The 24,551-nt window shown below is 65.6% G+C and carries 18 protein-coding genes; 8 read left to right on the plus strand and 10 right to left on the minus strand.

The window, feature by feature from the left end:
- Position 1: 1 nt before the first annotated feature.
- Together glpB and glpA are read right to left on the minus strand one after the other, a co-directional pair.
- Positions 2-1,297 carry a glycerol-3-phosphate dehydrogenase subunit GlpB gene (gene glpB / locus P2T57_RS04720; protein WP_276301333.1) on the minus strand — a complete coding sequence of 432 codons (1,296 nt, stop codon included), beginning with the start codon at positions 1,295-1,297 and terminating at the stop codon, positions 2-4.
- A complete protein-coding gene (gene glpA, locus P2T57_RS04725; RefSeq protein ID WP_276301334.1) occupies positions 1,287-3,137 on the minus strand; it encodes an anaerobic glycerol-3-phosphate dehydrogenase subunit GlpA in 1,851 nt (616 codons plus the stop codon). The genes glpB and glpA overlap by 11 nt, the downstream gene beginning before the upstream one ends.
- A 247-nt stretch (positions 3,138-3,384) precedes the next feature.
- Here glpA and glpK point away from each other — a divergent pair, with 247 nt between their 5' ends.
- The 3 genes from glpK (at position 3,385) to P2T57_RS04740 (ending at position 6,932) form a co-directional block, all read left to right on the plus strand.
- Positions 3,385-4,929: a glycerol kinase GlpK gene (gene glpK, locus P2T57_RS04730; protein ID WP_276301335.1), complete on the plus strand. Its 1,545-nt coding sequence runs from the start codon at positions 3,385-3,387 to the stop codon at positions 4,927-4,929.
- A 125-nt stretch (positions 4,930-5,054) separates the two neighbouring features.
- On the plus strand, positions 5,055-6,191 hold the full coding sequence (locus P2T57_RS04735) for a DUF7973 family transport facilitator (protein WP_276301336.1): 1,137 nt from the start codon (positions 5,055-5,057) through the stop codon (positions 6,189-6,191).
- 66 nt (positions 6,192-6,257) lie between these two features.
- Positions 6,258-6,932, plus strand: a complete 675-nt coding sequence (locus P2T57_RS04740; RefSeq protein ID WP_276301337.1) for an HAD hydrolase family protein — start codon at positions 6,258-6,260, stop codon at positions 6,930-6,932.
- Positions 6,933-7,055: 123 nt separating this feature from the next.
- Here the strand turns inward: P2T57_RS04740 and cutA are convergent, their stop codons facing one another.
- Both cutA and P2T57_RS04750 read right to left on the minus strand, forming a co-directional pair.
- Complete coding sequence (cutA, locus tag P2T57_RS04745; protein ID WP_276301338.1) at positions 7,056-7,376, minus strand: divalent-cation tolerance protein CutA; 321 nt, start codon at positions 7,374-7,376, stop codon at positions 7,056-7,058.
- Positions 7,377-7,782: 406 nt separating this feature from the next.
- The gene (locus P2T57_RS04750) at positions 7,783-10,929 is read right to left on the minus strand and encodes an oligosaccharyl transferase, archaeosortase A system-associated (RefSeq protein WP_276301340.1); all 3,147 of its coding nucleotides are present in this window, start codon (positions 10,927-10,929) and stop codon (positions 7,783-7,785) included.
- 228 nt (positions 10,930-11,157) lie between these two features.
- Here P2T57_RS04750 and P2T57_RS04755 point away from each other — a divergent pair, with 228 nt between their 5' ends.
- Positions 11,158-12,474 (plus strand): sulfatase family protein, encoded by a 1,317-nt coding sequence (locus tag P2T57_RS04755; protein WP_276301341.1) that lies wholly within the window; start codon positions 11,158-11,160, stop codon positions 12,472-12,474.
- Complete coding sequence (locus tag P2T57_RS04760) at positions 12,471-13,904, plus strand: oligosaccharide flippase family protein (protein ID WP_276301342.1); 1,434 nt, start codon at positions 12,471-12,473, stop codon at positions 13,902-13,904. The genes P2T57_RS04755 and P2T57_RS04760 overlap by 4 nt, the downstream gene beginning before the upstream one ends.
- 33 nt (positions 13,905-13,937) lie before the next feature.
- On the opposite strand, the gene P2T57_RS04765 is transcribed toward P2T57_RS04760, so the two are convergent.
- The gene (locus tag P2T57_RS04765; protein ID WP_276301343.1) at positions 13,938-14,837 is read right to left on the minus strand and encodes an alkaline phosphatase family protein; all 900 of its coding nucleotides are present in this window, start codon (positions 14,835-14,837) and stop codon (positions 13,938-13,940) included.
- A complete protein-coding gene (locus P2T57_RS04770; RefSeq protein WP_276301344.1) occupies positions 14,834-16,288 on the minus strand; it encodes a sulfatase in 1,455 nt (484 codons plus the stop codon). Before P2T57_RS04770 ends, P2T57_RS04765 begins: the two co-directional genes overlap by 4 nt.
- Positions 16,289-16,430: 142 nt before the next feature.
- Between P2T57_RS04770 and P2T57_RS04775 the strand changes: the two genes are divergently transcribed.
- Complete coding sequence (locus P2T57_RS04775) at positions 16,431-17,000, plus strand: glycosyltransferase family 2 protein (protein WP_276301345.1); 570 nt, start codon at positions 16,431-16,433, stop codon at positions 16,998-17,000.
- Positions 17,001-17,012: 12 nt separating this feature from the next.
- On the opposite strand, the gene P2T57_RS04780 is transcribed toward P2T57_RS04775, so the two are convergent.
- The 4 genes from P2T57_RS04780 to P2T57_RS04795 all read right to left on the minus strand — a co-directional run bounded on the left by P2T57_RS04780 (position 17,013) and on the right by P2T57_RS04795 (position 21,466).
- Positions 17,013-18,464, minus strand: coding sequence for a sulfatase (locus P2T57_RS04780; protein ID WP_276301346.1), 1,452 nt, complete (start codon positions 18,462-18,464; stop codon positions 17,013-17,015).
- A 57-nt stretch (positions 18,465-18,521) separates the two neighbouring features.
- Positions 18,522-19,565 (minus strand): glycosyltransferase family 4 protein, encoded by a 1,044-nt coding sequence (locus P2T57_RS04785; protein WP_276301347.1) that lies wholly within the window; start codon positions 19,563-19,565, stop codon positions 18,522-18,524.
- A 3-nt stretch (positions 19,566-19,568) separates the two neighbouring features.
- Entirely contained in the window at positions 19,569-20,711 is a 1,143-nt protein-coding gene (locus tag P2T57_RS04790) for a glycosyltransferase (RefSeq protein ID WP_276301348.1), read from the minus strand.
- 107 nt (positions 20,712-20,818) lie between these two features.
- Positions 20,819-21,466, minus strand: a complete 648-nt coding sequence (locus tag P2T57_RS04795; RefSeq protein ID WP_276301349.1) for an archaellin/type IV pilin N-terminal domain-containing protein — start codon at positions 21,464-21,466, stop codon at positions 20,819-20,821.
- A 278-nt stretch (positions 21,467-21,744) separates the two neighbouring features.
- On the opposite strand from P2T57_RS04795, the gene aglJ reads away from it, so the two are divergent.
- A complete protein-coding gene (aglJ, locus tag P2T57_RS04800; RefSeq protein ID WP_276301350.1) occupies positions 21,745-22,653 on the plus strand; it encodes an S-layer glycoprotein N-glycosyltransferase AglJ in 909 nt (302 codons plus the stop codon).
- Positions 22,654-22,754: 101 nt separating this feature from the next.
- Positions 22,755-24,452, plus strand: coding sequence for an acetate--CoA ligase (locus P2T57_RS04805; RefSeq protein ID WP_276301351.1), 1,698 nt, complete (start codon positions 22,755-22,757; stop codon positions 24,450-24,452).
- Positions 24,453-24,551: the final 99 nt, after the last annotated feature.

Consider the following 24,551-nt stretch of genomic DNA (forward strand, 5'->3'; position numbering starts at 1 on the left):
ATTACTTGGTCACCTCTCGGGCCGCAGAGAGTCCGGCTGTCCGCCCGGTGGCGAGCGAGACGCCGCTTCCGGATTTCTCCGCGGGGAAGTCGTAGCCGCCGAGGACCGCCCCGACGGCGCGCAGGTTCGGAAACTCCGGTTCGCCCTCTCGGTCGAGGGGTCGCAGGTCGTCGTCGGTCTCGACGCCGAACCGGACGAAGGGGTGATTTCCGAAGGCGTCGTCGGCGAACCAGTCGTACCGGTCGCTCGGGTGTGGGACGTGGCAGTCGAAAATCGGCTCGGAGACGCCCTCGCGGTCCGAGTCGATGCCTTTGCCCACGAGGCCGCCGGTCGCCAGCACGAACTGGTCGGCGTGGAAGGGGATGGCCGCGCCGTTGCGGTCCACCCTAATCGCGGCGATGCGTCCCGATTCGCCGTCCTCGAAATCGACCACGGGATTGCCGGTCGTGAACCGGACCCCGGCGTCCCGGCAGGCCGACACCAGCGCGCCTTCGAGGCGCATGCCCGGAAGGCTCGGGGGTCCCATCGGCACCTCGAAGACCGCCGCGCCGAGTTCGGCTTCCAGCGACTCGCGGACCTCCTCGGTGTGGTGCTGGCCGAGGAGCGCGGGGAATCCGACGCGCTCCTCGCCGCGGAGATGTGGCTTCACCGCCTCGGCGAGGGCCTCGCGGGCCGGGAGTTCGGTGGTGTAGCCGTCGCCCGCGAGTTCGATTCGCTCGTCGGCGTCGAGCGCGTCGGCGAACCGGGTTATCTTGGCGTCCACTCGGAAGTCGCCGGGGAACGAAATCGTCGCGCCGCGGGCGACGAACGGGACGCCCGCCGATTCGAGGTGGTCAGCCGAAAGCGGCGCGTCGAAGTCGGTGACGGACTCGAACCCGACGAGGAGGACGCTCCGGTCGTCGCTGGCCAGTCCGGCCGCGGTGGTTGCGGGGTAGCGCGCGGTCGGTTTCACGGTCCCGCCGTGGGTCGGCACGAGCGCGTTCCGGTCGGTGTGGCCGCCCCGGTAGCGGTCGCCGACCACCTCGTCGAAAAGCGCGAGGGCCTCGCGGACGCCCTCGACGCCGACTCGGCGGTACGGGTGCGACTCGGGCAAGTCCGGAATCGCGTCGAAGGGGTCCGAGCGAAGGTTTCCGTCGGGGTCGTATCCGAGTACGTCCACCAGTCCGCTCGCGCTCCGGAGCGTGGACTCCTTGTGCGAGAGCAGGCGGACCGCCGCCCCTTCGCGGGCCGCGGCGAGCGCCGCTGTCATCCCGGCGAGGCCGCCCCCGATAACCGTCACGTCGTCTTCAATCGCCACGGTTGCCGCCCTCCCGATGCTCGTCTTCGTTTTTAGACCGACCGCCGTCGGCGGCGGGTCGCGCCGATTCCGAGCCTTCGGCGTCCGACTCGCCCGCGTCGAACGCGCCGAAGTCGATGCTCGAAGGTACACTATCGTTGTCTAAAGCACTCTTTTTGCTGTCTAAAGACTCACTTTTTACGTCTTTACTGTCGGCGTCGCCACGCCGCCGCTCCGCCGTCGGGTCGCGGTCCCGGTTCATCGTGGTGGCGTGGAGCGCGTAGTTCAGCGCGGCCTGCGAGAGTTGTTCGCCCCAGAGGGCGTGGCGCTCGCCCTTCCAGCGCTCCTCGAACAGTTCGTCCAGTGCGGCGTAGGCCTGCGATTCGCCGAACTCGGGGTGGAGTTCGCTCGCCATCCGGTGACAGCAGAATCCGCCCTGACAGTTGCCCATCGACGCCCGCGTCCGGATGCGGACCGCGTTGAGGTCGGTGCCAGACTGGTCGATGGCGTCCCGAACCTCGGCGCGGGTGACGGCCTCGCAGTCACAGACGACCGGATTCGGCTCTGCGGTCGAAAGCACCTCCTCGGTCCTGCTCCCGAGGCGCTGGGCGCTCCGGCGCGCGACCGGCGAGCGCAGGCCGAACCGGTCCATCCCGGCGTCGAGGACCGACGCGTCCTCGCTCCCCGGCAGGGGCACGTCGGCGGTCCGGCAGTCGGCCGAGACGCCGAGTTTGTCGCACACGTGGTCGCTGATTTCCTCGGCCATCATCCGGTAGGTGGTGAACTTCCCGCCGACGATGGAGGTCATCCCGCGCAGGTCGTCGCGGTCGTCGTGGTCGAGGAGGAAGTAGTCGCGGGTGATGTCGGTCGGGTCGGTACTCCCCACTTCCGGGGGTTCGTACAGCGGTCGGACGCCCCAGAACGACCGGACCGTCCGGGCCTCGCCGAGGATGGGAACCAGTCGCTTCAGTTCGTCTATCATCAAATCGACCTCCCACCGCTCCTCGGGGTAGTCTTCGGGGTCCGAGACCTCCTCGTCGGTCGTGCCGAGGATGGCGGTGGTCTCGTGGGGCACCACGATGTCGGCGTCGCCCTTCGGTCGGCACCGGTTGACCACGGTATCGACCTGCCGGCAGTTCATCACGACCATCACGCCCTTCGAGGGCCGGACCTCGATGTCCACGCCCGCCATCTCGCCGAGTTGGCCCGCCCACGCCCCGGTGGCGTTGACCACGTAGTCGGCCCGAATCTCCTCGATTTCGCCCGACTCGCGGTGTTCGCGCTTGCCGGGACCGCTCTCGTGGCGAATCTTCGCCCCCGTAATGCGGCCCTCGTCGCCGAGCAGGTCAACGACTTCGGCGTGGGTCTCGACCCGACCGCCGTGGTTCTCGGCGCTGATGGCGTTGGCCACGCAGAGCCGGAAGGGGTCGATTGCCCCGTCGGGGACCCGAATCGCGCGCTTCACGTCTTTCGTGAGATATGGCTCGTCCTCGCGGGCCTCCTCGGCCGTGAGGACTTCCGCGGGAATCCCGCACTCCCGACACCCCTCCAACTTTCGCTCGAAGTACTCGTCGGGGTCGCCCTCCAGTTGGACGAACTGCCCGCCGGTCTCCTCGACGCAGTGGTCAGCGATGTCCCGGAGGACGCGGTTCTCCTCGATACACTCTCTGGCGCTCGCTTGGTCGGCGACGGCGTACCGGCCGCCGCTGTGGAGCAGACCGTGCATCCGCCCCGTGGTCCCGTGGGTCAAGTTCCCCTTCTCCACGAGGGTCACGTCGAGTCCTCGCATCGCCAAGTCTCGGGCGATGCCGGTGCCGGTGGACCCGCCGCCGATAACGAGCACACCCGTCGTAGTTGTCATTCGCTTTGTCGAAGATGGAACCCGCGCCACTTTACTTTACCGACGGTCCGGACTACCGAGTAAAACTCTTGAGAGTACGCCGAATATTCGGCCAAAACTGCCAGAAAGTCCGCAGAATTTTCCAACTCGACCCGTACCGACGAAAGTTTTATAATGAAAGTCAATATTGTTTACGGGTATAGCCGGACCACACGTAAACGAGGTGCAGGGAATCCGGCACGGCGGACGATAACCAACAGGTGAACGCATGACCAACGAAACATACGTCGGAGCCATCGACCAAGGGACGACCGGCACCCGCTTCATGGTCTTCGACCACGGCGGACAGGTCGTCGCCAACGCGTACGAGACCCACGAACAGATATATCCAGAACCCGGTTGGGTCGAACACGACCCGCTCGAAATCTGGGACAACACCAAATCGGTCGTCGGGTCGGCCCTCGAAAACGCCGGCCTCACCGCCGACCAACTCGCCGCCATCGGCGTGACCAACCAGCGCGAGACCACCCTGCTGTGGGACCGCGACACCGGCAAGCCGGTCCACAACGCCATCGTCTGGCAGGACCGCCGGACCACCGACCGGGTAGAGGAGTTAGAGGACGAGGGAAAGGTAGAGGACATCCGAGCCAAGACCGGCCTCGAAGCCGACGCCTACTTCTCTGCGACCAAGGCCGAGTGGTTGCTCGACAACGCCGACCCCATCAAGACCCAGCGCGCCCGGCCCGCCGACCTGAAAGAGCGCGCTGACGAGGGCGAAATCCTGTTCGGGACCATCGACTCGTGGCTGGTCTACAACCTGACCGGCAACCACGTTACGGACGTGACCAACGCCTCCCGGACCATGCTGTTCGACATCCACGAGATGGACTGGGACGACGCGCTCCTCCGGGAGTTCGGCGTCCCCGAGGAGTGCCTGCCCGAGGTCAGGCCCTCCAGCGACGAGGACTACTACGGGACCACCGACCCCGAGGGTTTCCTCGGAGCCGAAATCCCGGTCGCCGGGGCGCTCGGCGACCAGCAGGCCGCGCTGTTCGGCCAGACTTGCTTCGACGCCGGCGACGCCAAGAACACCTACGGGACCGGGAGCTTCTTCTTGATGAACACGGGCAACGAGGCCGTAGACAGCGACCACGGCCTGCTGACCACGGTCGGGTTCCAGCGGTCGGGCGAACCGGTCCAGTACGCCCTCGAAGGGGCCATCTTCGTCACGGGCGCGGCAATCGAGTGGCTCGAAGACATGTCGCTCATCGACGACGCCGCCGAGACCGAGACCCTCGCCAGAAGCGTCGATTCGACCGATGGCGTCTACGTGGTCCCGGCGTTCACCGGACTCGGCGCGCCTCACTGGGACCAGCGCGCTCGGGGCACCATCGTCGGGATGACCCGCGGGACGCGACGGGAACACGTCGTCCGGGCCACGCTGGAATCCATCGCCTACCAGACCCGCGACGTGGCCGAGGCCATGGTCGCCGACAGCGACATCGAACTTGCCGACCTTCGGGTAGACGGCGGCGCTGTCAAGAACAACTTCCTCTGTCAACTACAGGCCGACATCATCGGCACCGACATCGTTCGGCCCGAAGTGGACGAGACGACCGCACTCGGGTCGGCCTACGCCGCGGGCCTCGCCGTCGGCTACTGGGACGACCCGGACGAACTCCGGGACAACTGGCGGGTGGACCGGGAGTTTGCCCCCGAGATGGAACCTCAGAAGGCCGACGAGATGTACGACCGATGGGACGAGGCGGTCGAACGGTCCCGCGACTGGGCCCGCGACGGAGGCGAATCGTGAGGACCGCACTTCCCGACCAGAACTCATCTGAACGCTTCTTCATATCACAACGACTATCCCGGTCGTTCCGCAACCAAGGCGTAATGACTTCTCGACCGTCCGATAGTCACGGAGGTACTACCTGAATGGCGTGGAGCGACCTGTGGGCGCTGGAGATGTTGCTGGCGGCGTTCGCGGGCGGCGCGTTCGGCGCGGCGCTCGGAGCGCTCCCGGCGTTCATCTTCACCGGCTTCATGGTCATCGCGGGCGAGGCGGCGAATCTCATCGGCAAGGCCGTGGCGGGCGCATCCGAAGCGGGCGCGGCCGGCGAACTCGCCGCGGTCGGCATCACCGGGTCCATCGCGTTCGGCCCGGTGTTCTCGCCGGCAATCAGTTTCGGCGGCGGTGCGGCCGCGGCCGCCTACGCCGCCAAGAAGGGGTACATGGAGTCGGGCTTCGACTACCACAACGCCAAGGACATCGCCTTCGCGCAGGGCACCAAGCCCGACGTGCTGGCGGTCGGCGGCGCGTTCGGCATCCTCGGCTACTGGCTGACCGCGGCCTCCTCGACGCTCGGCATGCCCTACGACCCGATTGCGATGGGCGTGGTCCTCTCAGCCATCATCCACCGCCTCGTGTTCGGCTACGACCTCATCGGCGATACCAGCGGTGGCATCTTCAACATGAAGCCGTTCGAGAACGGCGACCGTCGCATCATCGGCGAGGCCGCGACCGCCGATAGTGGCGAGGGCGGCGAACCCGCCGCCGACGGCGGGACCGAGCAGGGCCGGTTCGTGGTCGAACCGTGGCTTCCCCACCAGTACAAGTGGGTCAACGTGGCCACGCTCGGTCTCGTCGTGGGGATTCTGGCGGCGTTCACCGCCTACAAGACGGGGAGTCCCTTCCTCGCGTTCGGCATCAGCGCGGCGAGTCTGGTCTTCCTCAACTGCGGCGTCGAGAAGATTCCCGTGACTCACCACATCAGCCTTCCCGCCAGCACGGCGGCGCTGGCGCTGGCTCCGGCCGGGATGGCAGTCTCGTCGGCCCCGCCTTCTGAGGTCGCGGCCGCGATTCCGGTCCTGCCCGCACTCGTCGTGGGAGGAGTCTTCGGCGTGATTTGCGCCCTCGCTGGAGAGGCCATCCAGCGAATCTTCTACGCCCACGCCGACACCCACTTCGACCCGCCCGCGGCGGCCATCGTGGTCGGCACCTTCCTCATCGCGGTGCTGGCGGCCGTCGGCGTCTTCCCCCAGAGCGTCTGGGTGCCGGGACTCGGGTTCTGAGCGCCGGACGCTCGGACTTCGACCCGCTCCGACCGCTTTTTGTGGCTGACGCTCCCACGGTGAGGCATGGCTCCGCCGCTCGTCCTCGACATCGACGGCACGATGACCCGGCCCGACGACTCCGTAGACCCGCGGTTCTTCGACCTGCTCCCCGATTGGGACGCGCCGGTGGTCGTCGCCACCGGGAAGGCCTTTCCCTACCCGGTCTCGCTGTGTCACTTCATGTACGTCGAGCAGAACGTCATCGCCGAGAACGGCGGCATCGTCCTCTCGGGCGAGGAGGTCACGACGAACGGCGACGGCGAGGCCGCACGCCGAGTCGCCGAGGAGTACGTCGCCGCGGGCTACGACCTCGGGTGGGGACCGACCGACCTCACGAACCGGTGGCGCGAGACCGAGATTGCAGTCGCTCGGGACCAGCCACTCGGCCCGCTCGAAGAACTCGCGGCCGAACACGGACTGGAGGTCGTGGACACCGGGTTCGCCTACCACGTCAAGTCGCCCAGTATCGAGAAGGGTATCGGTCTCAAGTCGATTGCGCCGCTCCTCGACCGCACTCCCGACGAGTTCGTCGCCATCGGGGACTCGGAGAACGACGTGTCCACCTTCGGCGTCGCCGGCGAGTCCTACGCGGTCGCCAACGCCGACGAGAAGGCCAAGCGCGCCGCAGACGTGGTGTTAGACGAGTCCTACTCCGAGGCCACCATCGGGGTGCTGGACGAACTGCAGAGTCGGGCGTAGCCACTCGTCCCGCCGCGCGAGATTACTCCTGCCCGCGAAGTCGTCGGAGCGCGCCCCGAGCGATTGCCGCGACTGCGACGGCGAGGACCCCGACGACCAGCGCCCACGGTCCCCAATCGCGGTTCATCGGTCGTCCTCCTCGGCGGTGACTTCGGTCTCGCGCCACTCGGCGAAGGATTCGAGGAGACCGTCCTCCTCGAACCGCTCGATACAGGGTACGTCGTAGGGATGTCGCTCCTCGACCCGCGCTTCGAGGCGGTCGTAGGCCTCGTCGGTGGTCTTGGCCAGCAGGACCACCTCGTCGTCGCGGTGGACCTCGCCCTCCCACCGGTAGACCGACGAGCAGGGGAGTCGGTTGACGCACGCCGCGAGTCGCTCCGTCACGAGAGTCTCTGCGAGGTCGGCGGCCTCCTCCGGCGGTGCGGTGATGTAGGCGGTCGGCATACCCGTAGCTCCGTCGCCGAGACGGTTAAGAGTCGGCCATTGGCGCTGTCCTCTCGGATTAGTCGGACTGGCAGTTACGGGGTGGAGCGGCTCTGTCGCCACCAGCGAGGCGGTGGAACCGCCGGGTGACAGTGCTGACTGACTCGCCAGCTATCTGCCCGTAACTGCGCGAAACGTCCGGGCAGGGTTCGTCCCGTTCTCGGATTTAAACCCTCGGCAAGTACCGGCAGGCGACCAAGCCATCAGGGTGAACGTTTCTGCCGGTCGCGGTCACAGCCGTAGTCACTGTCGATTCAGGGGATGGAACGAGACTACACTCAAAATAGCCCATTGCTCTCCGAGAAACGAAACCACGACGAAAAGAACCGCTCGAAAAAACCGAGACTACTCGCGGTCGATTTCCGATTCAGTCCCGACCGGCAACGACCAGCGCACCGGCCCACGCGCTGACCAGACCGACTCGGGCGGGCGAGGTCCCCTTACGGTCGGGCAGGGCGTCGGCGGGCGTCGGTCGTTCCGGCGAATCGGCGGCCGCGCTCGGACCAGCGAGCGCCGAGGAGTTCCCGGACTGATTACCCGACGCCGACTCGTTTCCGGTCGCCGACTCGTTCGTCGGCGCATCGCTTTCGGTCTCGTTACCGGCCGTCGAGTTGGTCTGTTCCTGCTGGAGTTCGATGGTCTCCTCCGTCAACTCGACCGAGGTGGTCTCGTTGGACTCGCCGATGACCTGCGCCTCGGTGACGCCCGCGGAGGTGTTGTGGAAGGTCAGCGACCCGTTCTCGAAGGTCCGGGGCGTGTAGAACTTGTACTGACCCGTCGCTCGCACGCTGACGTTGGTGTAGCCCTCCTGTGGACCCCACTTCTCGTAGCCCGTGGTCGAGTAGGGCAGGGTCATCGTGAACTCGCCGTTCGGGCCGGTCTCGGCCTCTTGGCGGTAGGTGAACGTCCCGTTCTGTCCGGTCGGGGACATCTGGACCTGCGCCGTGACCGTGGTGTTGGCTGGGGCGGTGCCAGTCACCGTCGCGCCGGGCACGCGCTCGAAGGTCTTGACCCACGACGGCGAGGTCTTGAACAGCGCGTTGGGGTTGCGGACGCCCGCCTGCTGGAGCAAGCGGAGTTCCCCGCGGAGCGTCTGCGCGTAGCTTCGGGCGTTCGCGCCCGAGGCCTCGCTCTGCTTGACGACCCGGTAGTGGTTCAGCGCCTTCACCGATTCGCTCGGGAAGGGACCGATACCGCCGAGTTGGGCCGAGTTGTCGCTCTGGACGAACTCACGGGCCTCCTGCATCGTGCGGAACTGCCGGACGATGGTGGCGTTCGGTCCCTGCGGAGCCGTCTTGTAGGAAGCGGTCTGTCCGCTCGGGGTCTGGTAGGTCTGGGCGTTCCAGTCAACCACGATGGGACTCGGTTCGACGCGGCTACCGTGGTAGAGGTAGAGGCGCGCGACCTGACTCTGGTAGTAGCGTTGGTCCTTCATCCGGAAGGCGAGTTGGAGACCGTTCTGGCCCTGCTGGTAGACCGGACTGTAGAAGTCACCGGCCGAGACGTTCTCGTTGAACACCGTCGGCGCGGAGAACTTCGAGGACGGTTCGACCATCTTCCAGTCCACCATCACGTAGCGGGTCTCCTCGCTGTCGTTGCCCAGCGTCTGGATGACGTTGTTCGCGCGCTGTTCGCTCGGCGCGAGGAGGTACTTCGCGGCGGTCTTCGCGCCCTCTTGGAAGGGGTTGGCGTTCGGAATCCGGTTGCCTTCGACCGTAATCCAGTGGCCGTAGTCCCACCACGACATCACGCCGTAGGCCCCTTCGGGGTAGCTGAAGTCGCTGTCGCTCTGGTGGTAGGTGCCGTAGTAGTCCATCTGGTCGGCGTTGTCGGCACCCCCGTAAGTACCCTCTGCGGGCGTGTTGTTGGCCATCCAGTCGAGCGACCCGTCCCACTTGGTGACTGCGCCGGGCGCGGTCTGGCCGGCCTGCATCGCGGTGTTCGTGTTGTCGATGGAGGGGTAGCCCGACGACCCGAGGCTTGCGGGCCAGACGAGGACAGGCGTCACCAACAGGAAGACGAGGACGATGGCGACCACCTGATACCCCTCGATGTCGGTCAGCGACTCGCGGCTTCGCAGGTCCGCGAACGAGAGAACCTGCTTGACCAGATACGCGTTCAGCACCGCAATCGGCACCGCGAGGTAGTAGTTGAAACGAACTTGGGTGAACGCCGCGGCGGTGATGAACGCGGCCCACACCAGCACGAGGAGATACTCTGCGCGGTGGTCGTCCGTGCGGTAGGTCCGCCAGACGAGCCAGAGCGCGCCGAGGACGGCCGTGAACAGCATCAGGCCGTACTCTTGGAGAATCACGTCGTACCACTCGATGCCGAACCGGGGCTGGGCCCGCGAGAGGAAGGGTTGGGCCTCGCCGATGGTCCGGGTCTCGGCACCGGTGCTGAAGCCGACGACGCGAACGATGTTGTTGCTGACGAGTTGGTAGAGCGACGGGAGCGCGACGTAGACGAACCCGACGAGAGCGGCCACGAGACCACCGACCGTCGCGGGGTAGAGCGCCGTCTCCACGTCACGGGCGTCGAACTCGCGGGCGAGCCACGCCATGAAGACGCAACCGCCTGCGACGGCGAACGCCAGAAGCGGCTGGAGCGGCGAGAACTTGGTCGGACTCGGGTCGAGCGTGCCGAGCGGGACCAGCAGGAGGAGGCCCGCCACGGTCATGCTGACTGCGCCGACGAACGCGAGGTGGTCGGGGCTGACGCCGCGGGCGTAGTCGGCAGTCAGCTTGATGCCGAAGAAGACGCCGAAGATACCGACCAGCAGGACGCCCGGCGGCCACGTCCAGAGGTAGAGCGCGGTGGCGATGCCCGCCAGCACGCTGTAGCCGAAGGGCCTGCGGAGCGCCGCGAAGTCGCGGTCGGCGACGAGTTCGTAGACGGGTTTCTCGCGCTCGCCGACGGTCAGCGCAATCATCATGGCGAGGACGGCGAACCCTTGGAAAAGCGGCTCTGCGATGTTGTGGTCGGCGAAGCCCACGAGGCCCCGTCGGAGGAAGGTGCCGGGGAACAGCGCCAACACGACGGCGGCGAACAGGCCGCCGGGTCGGCCGCCGAGGCGCTTGCCGATGAGGTAGGTCGGAATGACGATTAGCGCGCCGAAGACGGCGGGCGCGACGAGGAGGGTTAGCGCGACCGTCTTCTGCGAGGGGTCGCCGAGGCCGACGATTAGCGCGGCGGTGGCGACGAGTTGGTCGTAGAGCGTGCCGAACTGGCCCACGCTGGTCCCGAACGGGAAGTAGGTCCACGGGTCGTAGGGCATCGTCGCGGGCCAGTTCTGCACGGTGTACTGGACTTGCCGGAAGTGATACCATGCGTCGTTTCCGGCGAAGAACACCTCTCCGTCTCTGATGAACTGTCCGTACGACTGGAGTCGTACCCACAGCATGAACGCCATCGCGGCGGCGAGTACGGGGACGTGGTACCAGTCCTCGAACGAATCGAGGACCGAACCGACGGTGTCGGTCGAGTCCTCGACCTGCTCAGTCTGCTGGCTCATTGAATTGAGGAAGTGCCAAAAAGCGCATAAGCCTTATCATCTGAACACGTGTCCGCTCGGGGACCTTTCGGCCTGCGGTCGGTGGCCGGCGGTTGGGTAGCAGTGGGTCGTCAGCGGTGGCGGCGGGCGTCTGTCGTCGGTACGAGGCCTGACGAGACCGGACCGCCCGACCGCCGTTCCGGGGCTGTTTAGTAGATAATAAGTTGGGGAAGCGTATAGCCTCTCTCGATGAACCTCGCTCTCGTTACGGTCGATTCTCTCCGCGCGGACCACGTAGGTTGCTACGGGTACGAGCGGGAGACGACGCCGAATATCGACGAATTAGCTTCTCGCTCTCACGTCTTCACCGACGCCGTGGCCCACGCTTGCGCGACTCGTCCCTCGTTCCCCTCGCTTCTGACATCCACGCAGGGCATGCTCTACGGCGGGTTCGACCACCTCTCGGAGAAGCAGGTGCCCCTCTCGGTGCCCCTCTCCGAGGAGGGCTACGCGACCGGCGGGTTCCACTCGAATCCCTTCCTCTCCGAGGAGTTCGGCTACGCGCGGGGCTTCGACTCGTTCAGCGATTCGGAGGACGACCCGACGCTGGCGTCCCGAATCCGCAAGTACGTCTCGAACAACCTCGACGGGCCGGTCCACGACTTGCTGGAATGGCTCTACAACCGCGGGCAGGAACACGCCGGGGTTGACGTGGGGTCGTACTATCAGGACGCGGAATCGCTCACCGACGAGGCCCTGTCGTGGGTCGAATCGGCCGACGAGCCGTGGTTTCTGTGGATTCACTACATGGACCCACACCACCCCTACATCCCGCCGGACGACCATCAGGTGTTCGGCGAGACCCTCTCGAAGCGCCGCGGGGTCAAACTCCGCCAGCAGGTCCTCGACAATCCCGACGCGCTCTCCGAGGAGGACTGGTCGGACCTCGTGGACCTCTACGACGCCGAGGTTCGCTACACCGACGCCGAAATCGGTCGCCTCCTCCGCGGTCTGGACGACGCGACGTGGATGCTGACCGCGGACCACGGCGAGGAGTTCTACGAACACGAGAACTTCGGGCACAAGAATCGCTTCTACGAGGAACACGTCCACGTCCCCCTGCTGTTCGGCGGGGCCGGAATCGAGGACCCCGACAGACACGACGACCTCGTGGGTCTCAACGACGTGCCGGCGACCCTGCTGGACGAGGCCGGAATCGAGGCTCCCGAGACCTACCGCGGTCGGCACGTCCTGTCGGGCGAGCGCGACCGAGTTGTCGGCGGGTGGGCCAGAAACGCCGGCACCGACCTCGACCGGATTCGCCTGATGAGTCGGACCGGCGACGAGAAGTACATCCGGAACGACGAGGCCGACACCGAGCAACTCTACGACCTGCGAGACGACCCCGGCGAGCGCGAGAATCTCGTGGGTGAGCGCGGACTCGGCGACCACGCCGCGGCGCTCGACTCGTTCGTAGCCGAGATACGCGAGACGGCCGGTCGCTCGGAGTCGGTCGAAGTCGGCGACGACATCGAAGAACGACTCGAAAATCTCGGATACAAATGAGCCGAAGTGGGAGTTTCGGACTGGAAGTTTCGAAGGGGTTCTTGGGGAAGGTACTGCTGATGCTCGTCGGATTCGCCGGGAGCATCGTCTTCGCCCGCGTCCTCGGACCGGTCGGCTACGGTGCCTTCCACGTCGTCGTCGCGCTGGCGAACGTCCTCGACAACCCCATCACCGGTCTCGGCACCGCGTGCAAGAAGCGCATCTCCGAACACGGCCAAGACGCGGGGGCCATCCTCACCATCGGTCTCTCAGCGACCGCAGGACTCGGACTGCTGGTCGGCGGCCTCATCCTCCTCGTCGGTCCGTACCTCGACTACTTCGACATCGACAACGGCCCGCTGTACGTCGCCCTCGTCTTCTTCGGCATCGTCTTCTTCAAGGTCGTGCAACCGATGGTTGCCGGTCGAGGACAGTTCGGGACCGCGGTCTTCCTCGACTCGATACGGTCGTTCTTCACGATTCCGCTCCAGTTGGCGCTGGTCTTTCTGGGGTGGGGCGTCGCCGGGATGGTTGCCGGACTGACGGTGGCCTCGCTGGCGACGGTGCCCCTCGCGCTCTACGTCCTCGACGTTCGGCCCGCGATGCCCGACCGGGAGACGGTTCGGAGCATCTGGGAGTACGCCAAGTTCTCCGTGCCGAGCAACTTCATCGGCACCGCCTACGGCAAGGTGGACATCCTGCTTCTGGGCGCGATTCTGGGGACGGGCGCGTCCGGCCAGTACAAAATCGCCATGCAACTGGTCCTCCCCGGCGCGACCCTCTCGATGGTGATGGGGTCGGGGCTGTTCGCCGAGGTCAGTTCGCTGGCGAGTCGGGGCGAGGAGGTCGCCCAACAGGTCACAAACAACGTCGCGTTCGCGTCGGTGCTGGCCATCCCGCTGTTTTTCGGCGCGCTGGCGATGCCCGAGTCAATCGTCGTCACCGTCTTCGGGAGCGAGTACCGGCCCGCGGGGACGCTCCTCATTGGTCTCGCGGCGTACCAAATCATCCAGACGCAGGCGTCCCAAATTTCGTCGGTCTTGGAGGGCCTCGACCGACCCGACCTCCAGATGTACATCGTCGCCGTGACCCTCGTGACGAACCTGATACTCGGCGTCGTCCTCGTCCGTCGCTTCGGCGCGGTCGGCATCGTCGTCGCCACCATCGCCGCGGAGGCCCTGAAGTTCTCGTGGGTGACGTACCTCGCGCGACAGCACGTGACCTACGAAATCTTCCCGACGCCGGTCCGCCACCAGTTCCTCGCCGGCGTCGGGATGTTCGCCGTGGTCGAACTCCTCCACCGCTGGATTGGCGTGGGGTCGTGGTTCGAACTCCTCGCCATCGTCGGTGTCGGTGCCGTCGTCTACGGGGCCGTGTTGGTGTCGGTCTCTGACATCTTCATGCACACGGCCAAGAGCATCCTCTCTGATGCTCAAAAACAGTATCGGTGAGTGTAGGCAAACAAAAGTATTTCTCTCCCGCTCTCAGATGTACCCGAGGTCTTCGAGTTGCTCCTCGGGGATGTCGAGGTCGTCCTCCTCGGCGGTCGTGTCCTCGACGTGGGCTTCGACCCACTCCCGGACCTCGAAGACGCTCTCGGGGCGCGTGTCCAGCGTCGTCGCGGTGAACGCCCGCCACGAGTGGCCGCCGGGGTTGTCGTCGCCGTCAATCCACGCGGTTTCGATGCCGTGGTCGCTGACCAGAAGCAGTTCGTCGTCGGGACCCATCGCCGACTTGACTTCTTCGAGGCGCTCGATAGTCCACTCGTAGGCGTCGTGGTATCGCTCGCGGTCGTTCCGATAGACGTGACCGGTCGCGTCGATGACGTGGACGTGCGAGGCCACGAGGTTCAGGTCGTGATTCAGCATCTCGCGGACCCACCCGAACTGCTCGCTTGCGATGCCCCGAATCCGCCGGTCGAACTCTTGGGTGGACATCTCACTCTGGTTGGCCTGCTGGAACACTTCCCACGCGCGCTGGAGTTCGCTCCCGCGGTGGACGCCGGGCCAGTTGTGGACGACCCTGCCCGGCCCGTCGAAGACGGTATCCGATTCGACCTCTTTGAGTTCCCAGTCGGCACCGGTCGCCCGCTGGGCGATTTTGCCGAGGAGGGCGCGGTGGCGTCCCGATAGCCGCCCGGTGAACCGAGACGCGAAGTCCACGAGGGGATTGTCCCACTCGCTGGTACTCTCCTCGGTCACGCCGTGTTCGGACGGGTGCTTGCCGGTCGCCACCGTCGGCCAGACCTCGCTGGTGTGGGGTTTGTCGTACATGTGGGCGAACGTCTCGCACTCACCCCACGTCGAGAGTCGGAACTCGTCGGCCTCGAACGTATCCACGTGAACCGGGTCGAGGGCGTCGATGGCCAGTACGACCAGCGTCATGCGTAACCCAAATCCTCCAGTCGTTGCATCACTGCGTCGTCGGTTTCTTCGATGCCGTCACCCTTGGTCTTGACGTTGGCCTCGGGTTTGTCCTCGAACGCCGAGCGAACGACCTCTGCAGGGTCGTCGCGTTCGACCGGCATCTGTTGGTGGCCGCGTATCTCGACGGCGGCGCTCTCCTCGTCGTCCCACGTCATGTACTTCACGAGCGCGCCGTCCTCCTCGCGGTAGACGGCGAGGTACTGGGTGTCGTACAGCGCCAGCGTCTCGTCGTCGATGTATCGAACCGCGCGGTGCTTCATCGGTCCCTTGACGCCGTTCGAGGACGCCACGACCGGTTCGTCGCTGGTGAAGTCCTCCGGGCCGTCGTCCTCGGCGAGCGCGGAGACGACGCTCGGGAACTCGCGCAGACTGACTGGCTCCTCGACCGTTCGGCCCTCGGTCTGGTGGGGTTGTTTCACGACGAGGGGGACCCGCACCACGCCCTCGTCGATGCCGAGGCCGTGGGCCACCGACCGGAGGCCGCTCACTTGGTCGATTTCGCCGAAGCCCTCGCCGTGGTCGGCGGTGACGACGACCAGCGTGTCCTCCAGTTCCCCGCGCTGTTCGAGTCCGGCCAGAAGCCTGTGGATTTCGTGGTCGGTCTGGCGAATCGCCCCGTCGTAGAGACCTTCGAGCGCGGCGTGTTGCCACCACGGCCGGTCGCCAGCGATGAACTCCCACTTGGTGTCGCTGACCTCCGAGTGAATCTCCTTGGCCTCCTCGCCGCCCCAGTGGTCGAACTCGTCTTTCGGCTCGTAGGGGAGATGGGGGTCCATGTAGTTCACGCAGGCCGCCCACGGTCCGTCTCGCTCTTGGGTCCAGTCCAGCACGAGGTCGGTGTACACGTCGGCGCTCGTCCCCGCGGTCACGAGGCCCGAGAGGAGATTCGGGTAGTCCCACGCGAGTTTGGTGTAGATGCCGTTGAGCGCCGACTTGAGCGGTTCGTCGTGGCCGAGGACGAACTTGAGGTAATCCAGATACTCGCCCTCGCCGTGGGTCAGGACGAACTTCGAGGGGTCGGCCGCCTCGGGATAGAGGAGGTTGCGCGGTCCTTCGACCGTCTCGAAGGGGTCTCGAAGCCCGCAGTCCATTTCGGTCAGCCAACTGTTTTCGGAGAAGACGCCCGTGTCGTAGCCGTGGTCGTCCCGGAGCGTCTCGAAGATGGTCTGGCCGGGTTGAAGCTTGTCGTTCTCGTCGATGATGCGATGCTCCTCGACGTCGAGACCGGTGAAAAGACTGACGTGGGCCGGGAGACTCCACGTTCCGGGTGAGTAGGCGTGTTCGTAGACTGTCGCCTTCTGTGCGAACTCTTCGAGCCGAGGCATGGTCTCGTTCTCGTGGCCGTACAGGCTGACGTTCTCAGCCCGCACGCTGTCCATCACGACGAGGAGGACGTTCGGCTTGGTCATGGTCTCAGTTTGAGTAGTTGACCGTGAATAATGTTCCTGTCTTCGCGCTCGTTCGACCCCCGCCGTCAGCGACGGCCGGCAAGTGAAAGAGGTTTTAACCGCGTCGTTCGACAACGACGTGTAGCGAACTCCGAGAGTACACATGTCGCTCGAAAACGTCTCCGTCGTCGTTCCGACCGCCCGCGACCAGATTCACACCACGGACACGATTCCGTCAGAGGCCGAAGTCGTCGTTCGGCGAGACGACGGACTCAACGTCGCCAGAAACGCCGGCGTCGAAGCCGCGAGCAACGACTGGATAGTCATCGCCGACGACGACATCGACTTTCCCACCGAGACGGTCGCCCGGACGATAGACCGGATGGACGACCGGACGCTCGCGGGCCTCGCGGACTTCCCGCCGCTCCGGTGGATAATCGGCCGACTGATGATTTTCCACCGGGACCTCTGGCGGACCGTCGGCGGGTTCGACGAGTCGCGCCACCACGGCGGGGATACCGACTTCGCCATCCGGGTCGAGAAGGTCGGCGGGCAGGTCGTGCAACTCGACCGGGAGGCGGTCCCCCACTACGACGAGGACACCGGCGAGGGGATGGACGAACTCGAACATCTGGAGTGGATGGCCTATCTCACCCGCCGACATCCCGCGAAATTCGGCCCGGTCGCTGGCCGCATCGTCGGTAGAAAAGTCCTGAAACTCCTCCGCAGGTAACCAAACTCGTTCTCAGACGTAGCCGAGGTCTTCGAGTCGCTTCTGGGTCGCCTCGTCCACGTCGCCCATCCCTTCGCTCTCGTCGCGGACGCCGACGTCCTTGATGGTCTCGAAGGCCGATTCGACGCGCTCGCGGGCGTCGCCGTCGTCGGTCTTCGCTGACGCTTTCGAGTCGCAAACGAGGACCGACGCCTCCTCGTCGCGCCACGTCACGTCCTTGCGGACGAACTCGTCTTCGTCGCGGTAGACCGCTCGGGCGTCGCCGTTGAACCGCCAGAGGTCGCCGCAGTACTTGCTCGCGCGCTCCTCCATCGGTTCTTCGAGGCCGTGCGACGAGGCCACCACCGGCCCCTCGGGCACGAAGGCGTCGTCGTCCCAGTCGTCCTCGATGAGCGAGTGGACCGCCTCGGGGAACTGGGTGAGCGACGCCGCCTCGGAGACGCGCTCGCTGTCGCGCTGGCCGGGGGCGCGGACCACCAGCGGGACGTGCAGGAGGGCCTCGTGGATGCCAGCGCCGTGGGCCGCGACGCGAGCGCCGGGCCGGACCCGACTCGGTTCGCCGAAACCTTCGCCGTGGTCGGCGGTCACGACGACGAGGGTGTCGTCGAGGACGCCGCGCTCGTCCAGTGCGTTTACGACGCGCCCGATTTGGTTGTCCATCTGGTGGATGGTGCCGTCGTAGAGTCCTTCGAGAGCCTTGCGTTGCCACCACGGCCGCTGGCCGCCGTTGAACTCCCACACTTGGTCCTGCATCTCGTCTTGGAGGTCCCGGAGTTTCTCGCCGCCCCACCCGTCGTGTCCGGCGTCGGGTTCGTAGGGGAGGTGGCCGTCCATGAAGTTGATACAGGCCGCCCACGGGCCGTCTCGGTCGTCCTCCCAGTCGAGAAAGAGGTCGGTATAGACTTCGGCGGGGGTACTCGCAGTGAGCGAATCCGGGAGATACCGGGGGTAGTCCCACGCCAACTTCGTGACGACGCCGTTGGCCAGCGATTTGACGGGTTCGTCGCTCTGGAGACAGTGTTTGAGATAGTCGAGATACTGGCCCTGCCCCTCGGTCAGCACGAAGTTACTCGGGTCCACGCCCTCGGGATACGGCAGATTCCGGGCACCTTCCACGGTGTCGAAGGCGTCTTTGAGTCCCACGTCCATGTCGGTAATCCACGTGTTCTCGGAGAAGACGCCCGTGTCGTAGTCGTGGTCGTCCCGGAGCGTCTCGAAAATTGTGTGTCCGGACTGGAGGGAGTGGCGCGCTCGCGTGACGCCGTGTTCCTCGACGTGGAGGCCGGTGAACATGCTCGTGTGGCTCGGCAGACTCCACGTGCCGGGCGAACGTGCCTGCTCGTAGACCGTCGCCTCCTCGGCGAACGTCTCGAGGAACGGAGTCGTCTCGTGTTCGTGTCCGTAGAGGCTAGTGTTACCCGCCCGGACGCTGTCGAGGATTATTAGGAGAACGTTCGGCCTCATCGCTTGCCCAGTTGAGCTTTGGATGTATAACTCCGCCGTTTTCGTGTCGGTCGTCCGTCAGAGAACGTCGTACCGCGCCACCACGCGCTCGGCGACTTCCTCCCAGTCGAGGAGGTTCGTCGCGTCCGGGGTGCGCTCTCGAACTGCCCCTACCGCGTCGGCGACCTCCTCGGGCGCAGGTCGGTCGATGGCGGCCACTCCCGCGTTCGACGCCCAGTCATCCAGCGCGCTCCCGGTCCGGACGACGCAGGGCGTCCCGCTGGCCAGCGCCTCGGCGACCGTCATCCCGTAGGCCTCGAACGACGAGAGCAGGAGGTAGGCCGACGCACCGGCGTAGAGTCCCGGCAGTCGCTCGTCGGCGACGAATCCCAAGAACTCGACCCTCTCGGCCACACCCGCCTCTCCGGCGACTCGCCGTAGTTCGTCCCGGAAATCGCCCGACCCGGCCACGAGGAGGTCGTACTCCGGCAGTTCCGACAGCGCGCGAATCGCGTGCTGGACGCCCTTGTACTCCTCCAAGCGACCCACGCAGAGGAGGTAGGGCCGGTCGCGCTCCTCGGACGTGGCCTCGGCGAATCGTTCGACGCGCAGACCGTTTGGAATCACGGTCGCTTCGACGCCGAAGTCCGCCCGGAGGCGGTTTCGCTCCCACTCGCTGACCGCGATTACCTCGTCGGCCCGGTCGAGCGCCCACCCGCCGAGGGGCCGATACAGCGAGAGGAGTCGGTCCCGGAAGTCGCTGGCGCTCCCGCCGTGGTAGTGTGGCGTCACGACGAATCGGGAATCTCCTGCGCCGAGCGCCGCGAAGAACGCGGGCAGGGAGTGGTAATTGTGAGCGTGAATCACGTCCGGGTCGGCACGCCGAACTGCTGGCGCGATTCCGGGCGCGACGTGGAAGGCTCCTCCGGGTGCGAACCCGCGAAATCGCCGAACTTGGACGCCGTCTCGGACGTGTTGGCGAGGCACATCGTCCCCGGCATCGGCCGTGAAGACGGTCACGTCGTGGCCGCGGGCCGCGAGTCGCTCGCTAATCTCCGCGACGTGGGTCTCGACGCCGCCGGTGTGGGGCGGATACCGCGGCGTCACCTGCAAAATCCGCATGGGTCAGTCGAACGCTTCCCGGAGGTCCTCGTCCACTTCCCACGTTCCGTCGCCCTCGCCCCGGAGGAGTTCGGTCCCAGCGTGGAGGAGCGAGACCTGCGAGTCGAAGATGGCGTAGAACGCTTGCAGGGGGCCGAGGAGGTCCTTCTGGCCCAACCAGACGAATCCGGCGAGCGCCGCGGGCACCGCCAGTCCCGCGAGGCCGAACACCGAGATTCCGGCCGCCGTGACCGCCAGCACGTCGAGCGCGACCAGCCACGGCGAGGCTATCATGAACCACCAGTTGAACGGGAGGACGACTTTGCCGTACTTGCCGTACTTGCCGAGGGCGTCCCGATGCTGGACGAGCAGGCGAATCAGGCCCATCCCTCTGCGGTCCTTCTGAAGCCTGCGCTTGCTGAAATCGGAGTGGGATGCCTCCTTGTACCGGACCGCGGGGTCGAAAATCACGCGGTCGCCGCCCCGGCGAATCTTCAGCGCCAACTCGGTGTCGTCGGCCAGCGACTCGGGGTCGATGGGGACGATGGCGTCGTTCTCGAACGCCGAGAAGGGACCGTGGAAGATGAGCGTCGAATCGAGGTGGGATTCGAGCGTTTGGATGTGCGCCTGTACTCCTCGGTATCCGGCCTCGACTTCGCTTCCGCCGAGGACCTCGGCGTTCTGGCCCGTGACCGCCGAGACCTCGGGGTCGGCGAGGTTGGCCGCGGCCTCGCGGAGCGCGTCGTCGGCGACGTAGGAGTCGCAGTCGGTCTTGACGACCATCTCGTTCTCCGCAGAGGCGTAGGCGTCGTTGAGCGCGGGGGCGAGTCCTCTGCGCTCGGTCTCTCGGATGAGGTTCAGGTCGGGGGACTCTCGGTCGGCGAAGTACTCCTCGACCAGTTCCGGCGTCTCGTCGTCGCTGGAGTCCACGACGACCAACTCGACCTTCTCCATCGGATAGTCCAGCGAAATCACGTCGTCCAGTTTCTTCTCGATGATGCCCGACTCGTTGTAGGTCGGAAGGACGATGCTGACCGTCGGTTCCGCGTCGCGCTTGTCGGCGGGAGAACCGCTCGGTCGAACCAGCGCGTAGAGGGTGAGATACGCGAGGTACGGCAGGGCCGTGGCGGCGACGAGCGCCCCGGCGGCGGCCACGAGGGAGTTCATACGACCGGATATGGAATCGGACTATAACATACTGTTGGTCGGTCGCCGGAACATGCGTCAAAAAAGGTCGGACAGGACGAAAGTGAGAGGAAGGTCGTGCTGTCCGCTTAGACCGTCACCGCGCTCTCTTGGGAGAGCGACTGCGGGATGTTGGCGCGGTAGAGGGTCACGGCACCGTACTGGGTGGTGAGCTTGAGCTTCACTTCCTCGCCTTCACCGAGGGTCCCAGCCGTGATTGCGGTGGTGTTCATGGCGATGGTGAACCGGTCGTCCTGCGTGTTGAGGACGGGCACGGAGTCGTCACCGTCCTTGATGTCCGACACGTTGAAGTGCGGCTCCTCACCTGCGGCGGCGTCACCGGGCTTTGCCGTGGCCGCGTCGTAGTTGGCCTCGGTCAGCGTCTTGGCGGTCTCCGGCCCAATCCACTCGATGGTGGCCGCAGACAGGTTGATGTCGTCAGAACCGGACCCACGCATCACCGTCAGGTTGACCTGATTGACTCGCTCGTTGTTGCTGACGGTACCGAACGCGCTCACGACCTGCACGCGGTTCGAGACCTGTGCGCTGGACTCCTGACCGGTCTGTTCGGACTTGGTCTGGAGGAAGCCAGCCGTGTTGATAAGCACGCCCGCCGCAATCGCGGCGACCAGAACCATCGCAATGAAGACGATGAGCGTACCGATACCCACCTGACCGCGGTCGTTGACCGCGCCCTCGATTCTATCTTTGACTGCCGAGAGACGATTTCGTATCATTATTCGGACCGTATTTTATTCGGGAACTTTCCCAATCGAGACGTACCACCAACGATATATATAACATTCGTCCGTTTTCACAGGTGATAATTGGCGGGTTGGATTGGTCGAAACGAACGCAGGACGCCGTAAACCTCCGGTAGGGACTTTTCCGGAGGAAGTGTTGGGTAGATTTCAATTTAACAACGTCTGGGTCGCCGAGACGGCGACGTGCGTACTGTGAGTCCGCGACGGGCGTAAAGTAAGCCTTTTGCGCTCGTGGTGACCACACCCTGCCAATGGCCGACCGCGAGGAGGTTTGCGTACTCGTCCCGACACTGAACGAGGCCGAGACTATCGGTGAGGTTATCGACGGGTTCACCAGTCGCGGGTTCGAGAACGTCCTCGTCGTGGACGGGCACTCAACCGACGAGACGACCGAAATCGCCCGAAATCACGGCGCGCGAGTCATCGAGCAGTCCGGAAGCGGCAAGGGCCAAGCGATTCGTGAGGCAATTCGGCACATCGAGTCCGAGTACGTCCTGATGCTGGACGGCGACGGCACCTACCGGCCCGAGGACGCCGACGCGATGCTCGAACCCCTCTTCGAGGACGAGTACGAACACGTCATCGGCGACCGGTTCGCCGACATGGAGGAGGGCGCGATGAGTGGTCTCAACCAGTTCGGCAACGGGATGTTCAACTGGGTGTTCCGCCACATCCACGGCAAGGACTTCCAAGACATCCTGAGCGGCTACCGGGCGTTCACCCGCGAGTCGGTCGAGAACTTCCTCCTCGACGCCGACGGGTTCGGCGTCGAGACCGAGATGGCCGTCGAGTGCGTCAAGCACGGGGTGCCGACCACCGTGGTCCCGATTCGGTACGAGGCCCGGCCCGACGGGTCCGATACCAACCTGCATCCGATTCGGGACGGCGGCGTCATCCTCCTCACGCTCTACCAACTGGCCAAGACCAGCAACCCGCTGTTCTACTTCGGGAGCGTCGGCGTACTGAGCGGCCTGTTCGGCGTCGGCGTCGCCGCGTACGTCGGCTACGAGTGGTTCGTGAAAGTGCCGCGGGAGAGCCACGAGGTGCTGGCGGTCGTCGCGGCGTTCGGCATCCTGTTCGGCGTCCAACTGCTGATGTTCGGCGTGCTGTCGGACCTCATCGTGACGCTCCACCGCGAGCAGATGCGGCGTCTCGACTGAGAGTCAGTCGGGTCAGAATTACGGAGTCAGTTTCGTTCCGATTCTCGGATGGTGAAAGCGGGCGGTACTGTTATTTTTGTGACCGGAGTTGGTGGTACTGTATGCCAGAAGGTCACAACCTCCACGACTACGACGAGGTTCGAGCATCGTTCTCGTGGGACGACATCTACGCGGACGCCGACTGGGACGCGCCCGACGAGTTGAACATCGGTCACGAAGTCTGCGACCGACACGTCGAGAGCGAGGCGCGAGACGAGAACGTGGCGCTCCGACAGGTCGGCATCGACGGCGAACTCACCACGCTGACCTTCCGGGAGTTGGCCGACCGGTCGGGCCAGTTCGCCAACGTCCTCGAGGAGTTAGGCGTCGAGAAGGGCGACCGAGTGTTCTCCTACATGCCCCGGATTCCGGAACACTACGTCGCGCTGGTCGGGACGCTCAAGCGCGGCGCGGTCTTCGGCGGGGTCAACGAGCGGTTCGGTCCCGACGGCATCTCCTACCGCTTGGACGACTGCGACGCCTCGGTGGTCGTGACGACCAGCGACAACCGGGACACGGTGGCCGACGCGCTCGAAGACGCCTCCTCGGTCGAACACGTCGTCACGGTGGACCGCGGCGAGGGAACCATCGGCGACAGCGATGAGGTCTTCGCGGACGCTCTCGACGGCGCGAGCAGTGAGTACGAGGCCGTTCGGACTGGCGGCGAGGACGACGCCCTGCTCTACTACACCAGCGGGACCACCGGCCCGGCGAAGGGCGTCCGCCACAAACAGCGGTGGGTCGCTGGCGTCGCGGCGACCCAGAAGTACGCGGTGGACCTCCAACCCGGCGACCTCTACTGGTCCACCGCCGACTTGGGGTGGCTGACCGGTCCCATCAACACCCTCGGGGCGTGGTTCTGGGGTGCGAGCCTCTTTACCTACGAAGGCGAGTTCGACCCCGAGACGTGGGCCGACCTGTTGGACGAGTACCCGATTTCGGTACTGTTCAGCGTTCCGACCGCCTACCGGATGCTCCGGGAGAAAGAGGAGGTGCTGGAGGGCGTCGATGTGGACCTGCGCCACGCGCTCTCCATCGGGGAACCGCTCTCGGCGGGCGTGGTGGACTGGGGCGAGGAGACGCTGGGCGTCACCATCCACGACACCTACGGCCAGACTGAGACCGGGAACATGATTATCAACAACTACCCGACGATGGAGTTGAAGCCCGGAAGCATGGGCAAGCCCCTGCCCGGCATCGAGGCCGACGTGGTGGACCCCGAGACGGGCGAACCCCTCCCGCCGGGCGAGACGGGCGAAATCGCCGAGCGCCCCGACTACCCCTGCTTCTTCGCCGAGTACTGGCGGAAGCCCGACAAAACCGCCGACTGCTTCGTGGAAGGACCTGACGGAGAGTGGTATCTGTCGGGTGACCTCGCCCGGAAGGACGAGGACGGCTACTTCTGGTTCGAGGGTCGCGCGGACGACGTGATTATCTCGTCGGGATACCGCATCGGACCCTTCGAGGTCGAAAGTTCGCTCGGCGAACACCCCGCGGTCGCAGAGGCCGCGGTGGTGCCCAAGCCGAACCGCGAGCGCGGCAACATCGTGAAGGCCTACGTCGTCACGAGCGACGACGCCGAGGCCGGAGAGGGCCTCGCCGAGGACATCAAGACTCACGTGCGCGACGAACTCTCGGCCCACGAGTACCCCCGCGAAATCGAGTTTGTGAAGGAACTCCCGAAGACCGTGACGGGCAAGATTCGCCGGACGGAACTCCAAGACGACGCCGAGCAGGAGGCGGAAGTCGAACAGGAATGAGCAGGAGTCGGTGGGTTGGGTCGCGTTACTAATTTTTGAACTCCGGCGCGCGCTGGCGCGGCGTCTCGTCGCCGCGCCGAATCGCGCGAGGGATGAGTA

The sequence above is a fragment of the Halorussus lipolyticus genome, assembly GCF_029338375.1.
In the GTDB taxonomy this organism is placed as follows: domain Archaea; phylum Halobacteriota; class Halobacteria; order Halobacteriales; family Haladaptataceae; genus Halorussus; species Halorussus lipolyticus.

Excerpts from the sequence above, each read along its gene's own strand:
- glpA (WP_276301334.1), bottom strand. The coding sequence starts at position 3,137 with ATGACAACTACGACGGGTGTGCTCGTTATCGGCGGCGGGTCCACCGGC.
- glpK (WP_276301335.1), top strand. The coding sequence starts at position 3,385 with ATGACCAACGAAACATACGTCGGAGCCATCGACCAAGGGACGACCGGC.
- P2T57_RS04735 (WP_276301336.1), top strand. The coding sequence starts at position 5,055 with ATGGCGTGGAGCGACCTGTGGGCGCTGGAGATGTTGCTGGCGGCGTTC.
- P2T57_RS04740 (WP_276301337.1), top strand. The coding sequence starts at position 6,258 with ATGGCTCCGCCGCTCGTCCTCGACATCGACGGCACGATGACCCGGCCC.
- cutA (WP_276301338.1), bottom strand. The coding sequence starts at position 7,376 with ATGCCGACCGCCTACATCACCGCACCGCCGGAGGAGGCCGCCGACCTC.
- P2T57_RS04750 (WP_276301340.1), bottom strand. The coding sequence starts at position 10,929 with ATGAGCCAGCAGACTGAGCAGGTCGAGGACTCGACCGACACCGTCGGT.
- P2T57_RS04755 (WP_276301341.1), top strand. The coding sequence starts at position 11,158 with ATGAACCTCGCTCTCGTTACGGTCGATTCTCTCCGCGCGGACCACGTA.
- P2T57_RS04760 (WP_276301342.1), top strand. The coding sequence starts at position 12,471 with ATGAGCCGAAGTGGGAGTTTCGGACTGGAAGTTTCGAAGGGGTTCTTG.
- P2T57_RS04765 (WP_276301343.1), bottom strand. The coding sequence starts at position 14,837 with ATGACGCTGGTCGTACTGGCCATCGACGCCCTCGACCCGGTTCACGTG.
- P2T57_RS04770 (WP_276301344.1), bottom strand. The coding sequence starts at position 16,288 with ATGACCAAGCCGAACGTCCTCCTCGTCGTGATGGACAGCGTGCGGGCT.
- P2T57_RS04775 (WP_276301345.1), top strand. The coding sequence starts at position 16,431 with ATGTCGCTCGAAAACGTCTCCGTCGTCGTTCCGACCGCCCGCGACCAG.
- P2T57_RS04780 (WP_276301346.1), bottom strand. The coding sequence starts at position 18,464 with ATGAGGCCGAACGTTCTCCTAATAATCCTCGACAGCGTCCGGGCGGGT.
- P2T57_RS04785 (WP_276301347.1), bottom strand. The coding sequence starts at position 19,565 with ATGCGGATTTTGCAGGTGACGCCGCGGTATCCGCCCCACACCGGCGGC.
- P2T57_RS04790 (WP_276301348.1), bottom strand. The coding sequence starts at position 20,711 with ATGAACTCCCTCGTGGCCGCCGCCGGGGCGCTCGTCGCCGCCACGGCC.
- P2T57_RS04795 (WP_276301349.1), bottom strand. The coding sequence starts at position 21,466 with ATGATACGAAATCGTCTCTCGGCAGTCAAAGATAGAATCGAGGGCGCG.
- aglJ (WP_276301350.1), top strand. The coding sequence starts at position 21,745 with ATGGCCGACCGCGAGGAGGTTTGCGTACTCGTCCCGACACTGAACGAG.
- P2T57_RS04805 (WP_276301351.1), top strand. The coding sequence starts at position 22,755 with ATGCCAGAAGGTCACAACCTCCACGACTACGACGAGGTTCGAGCATCG.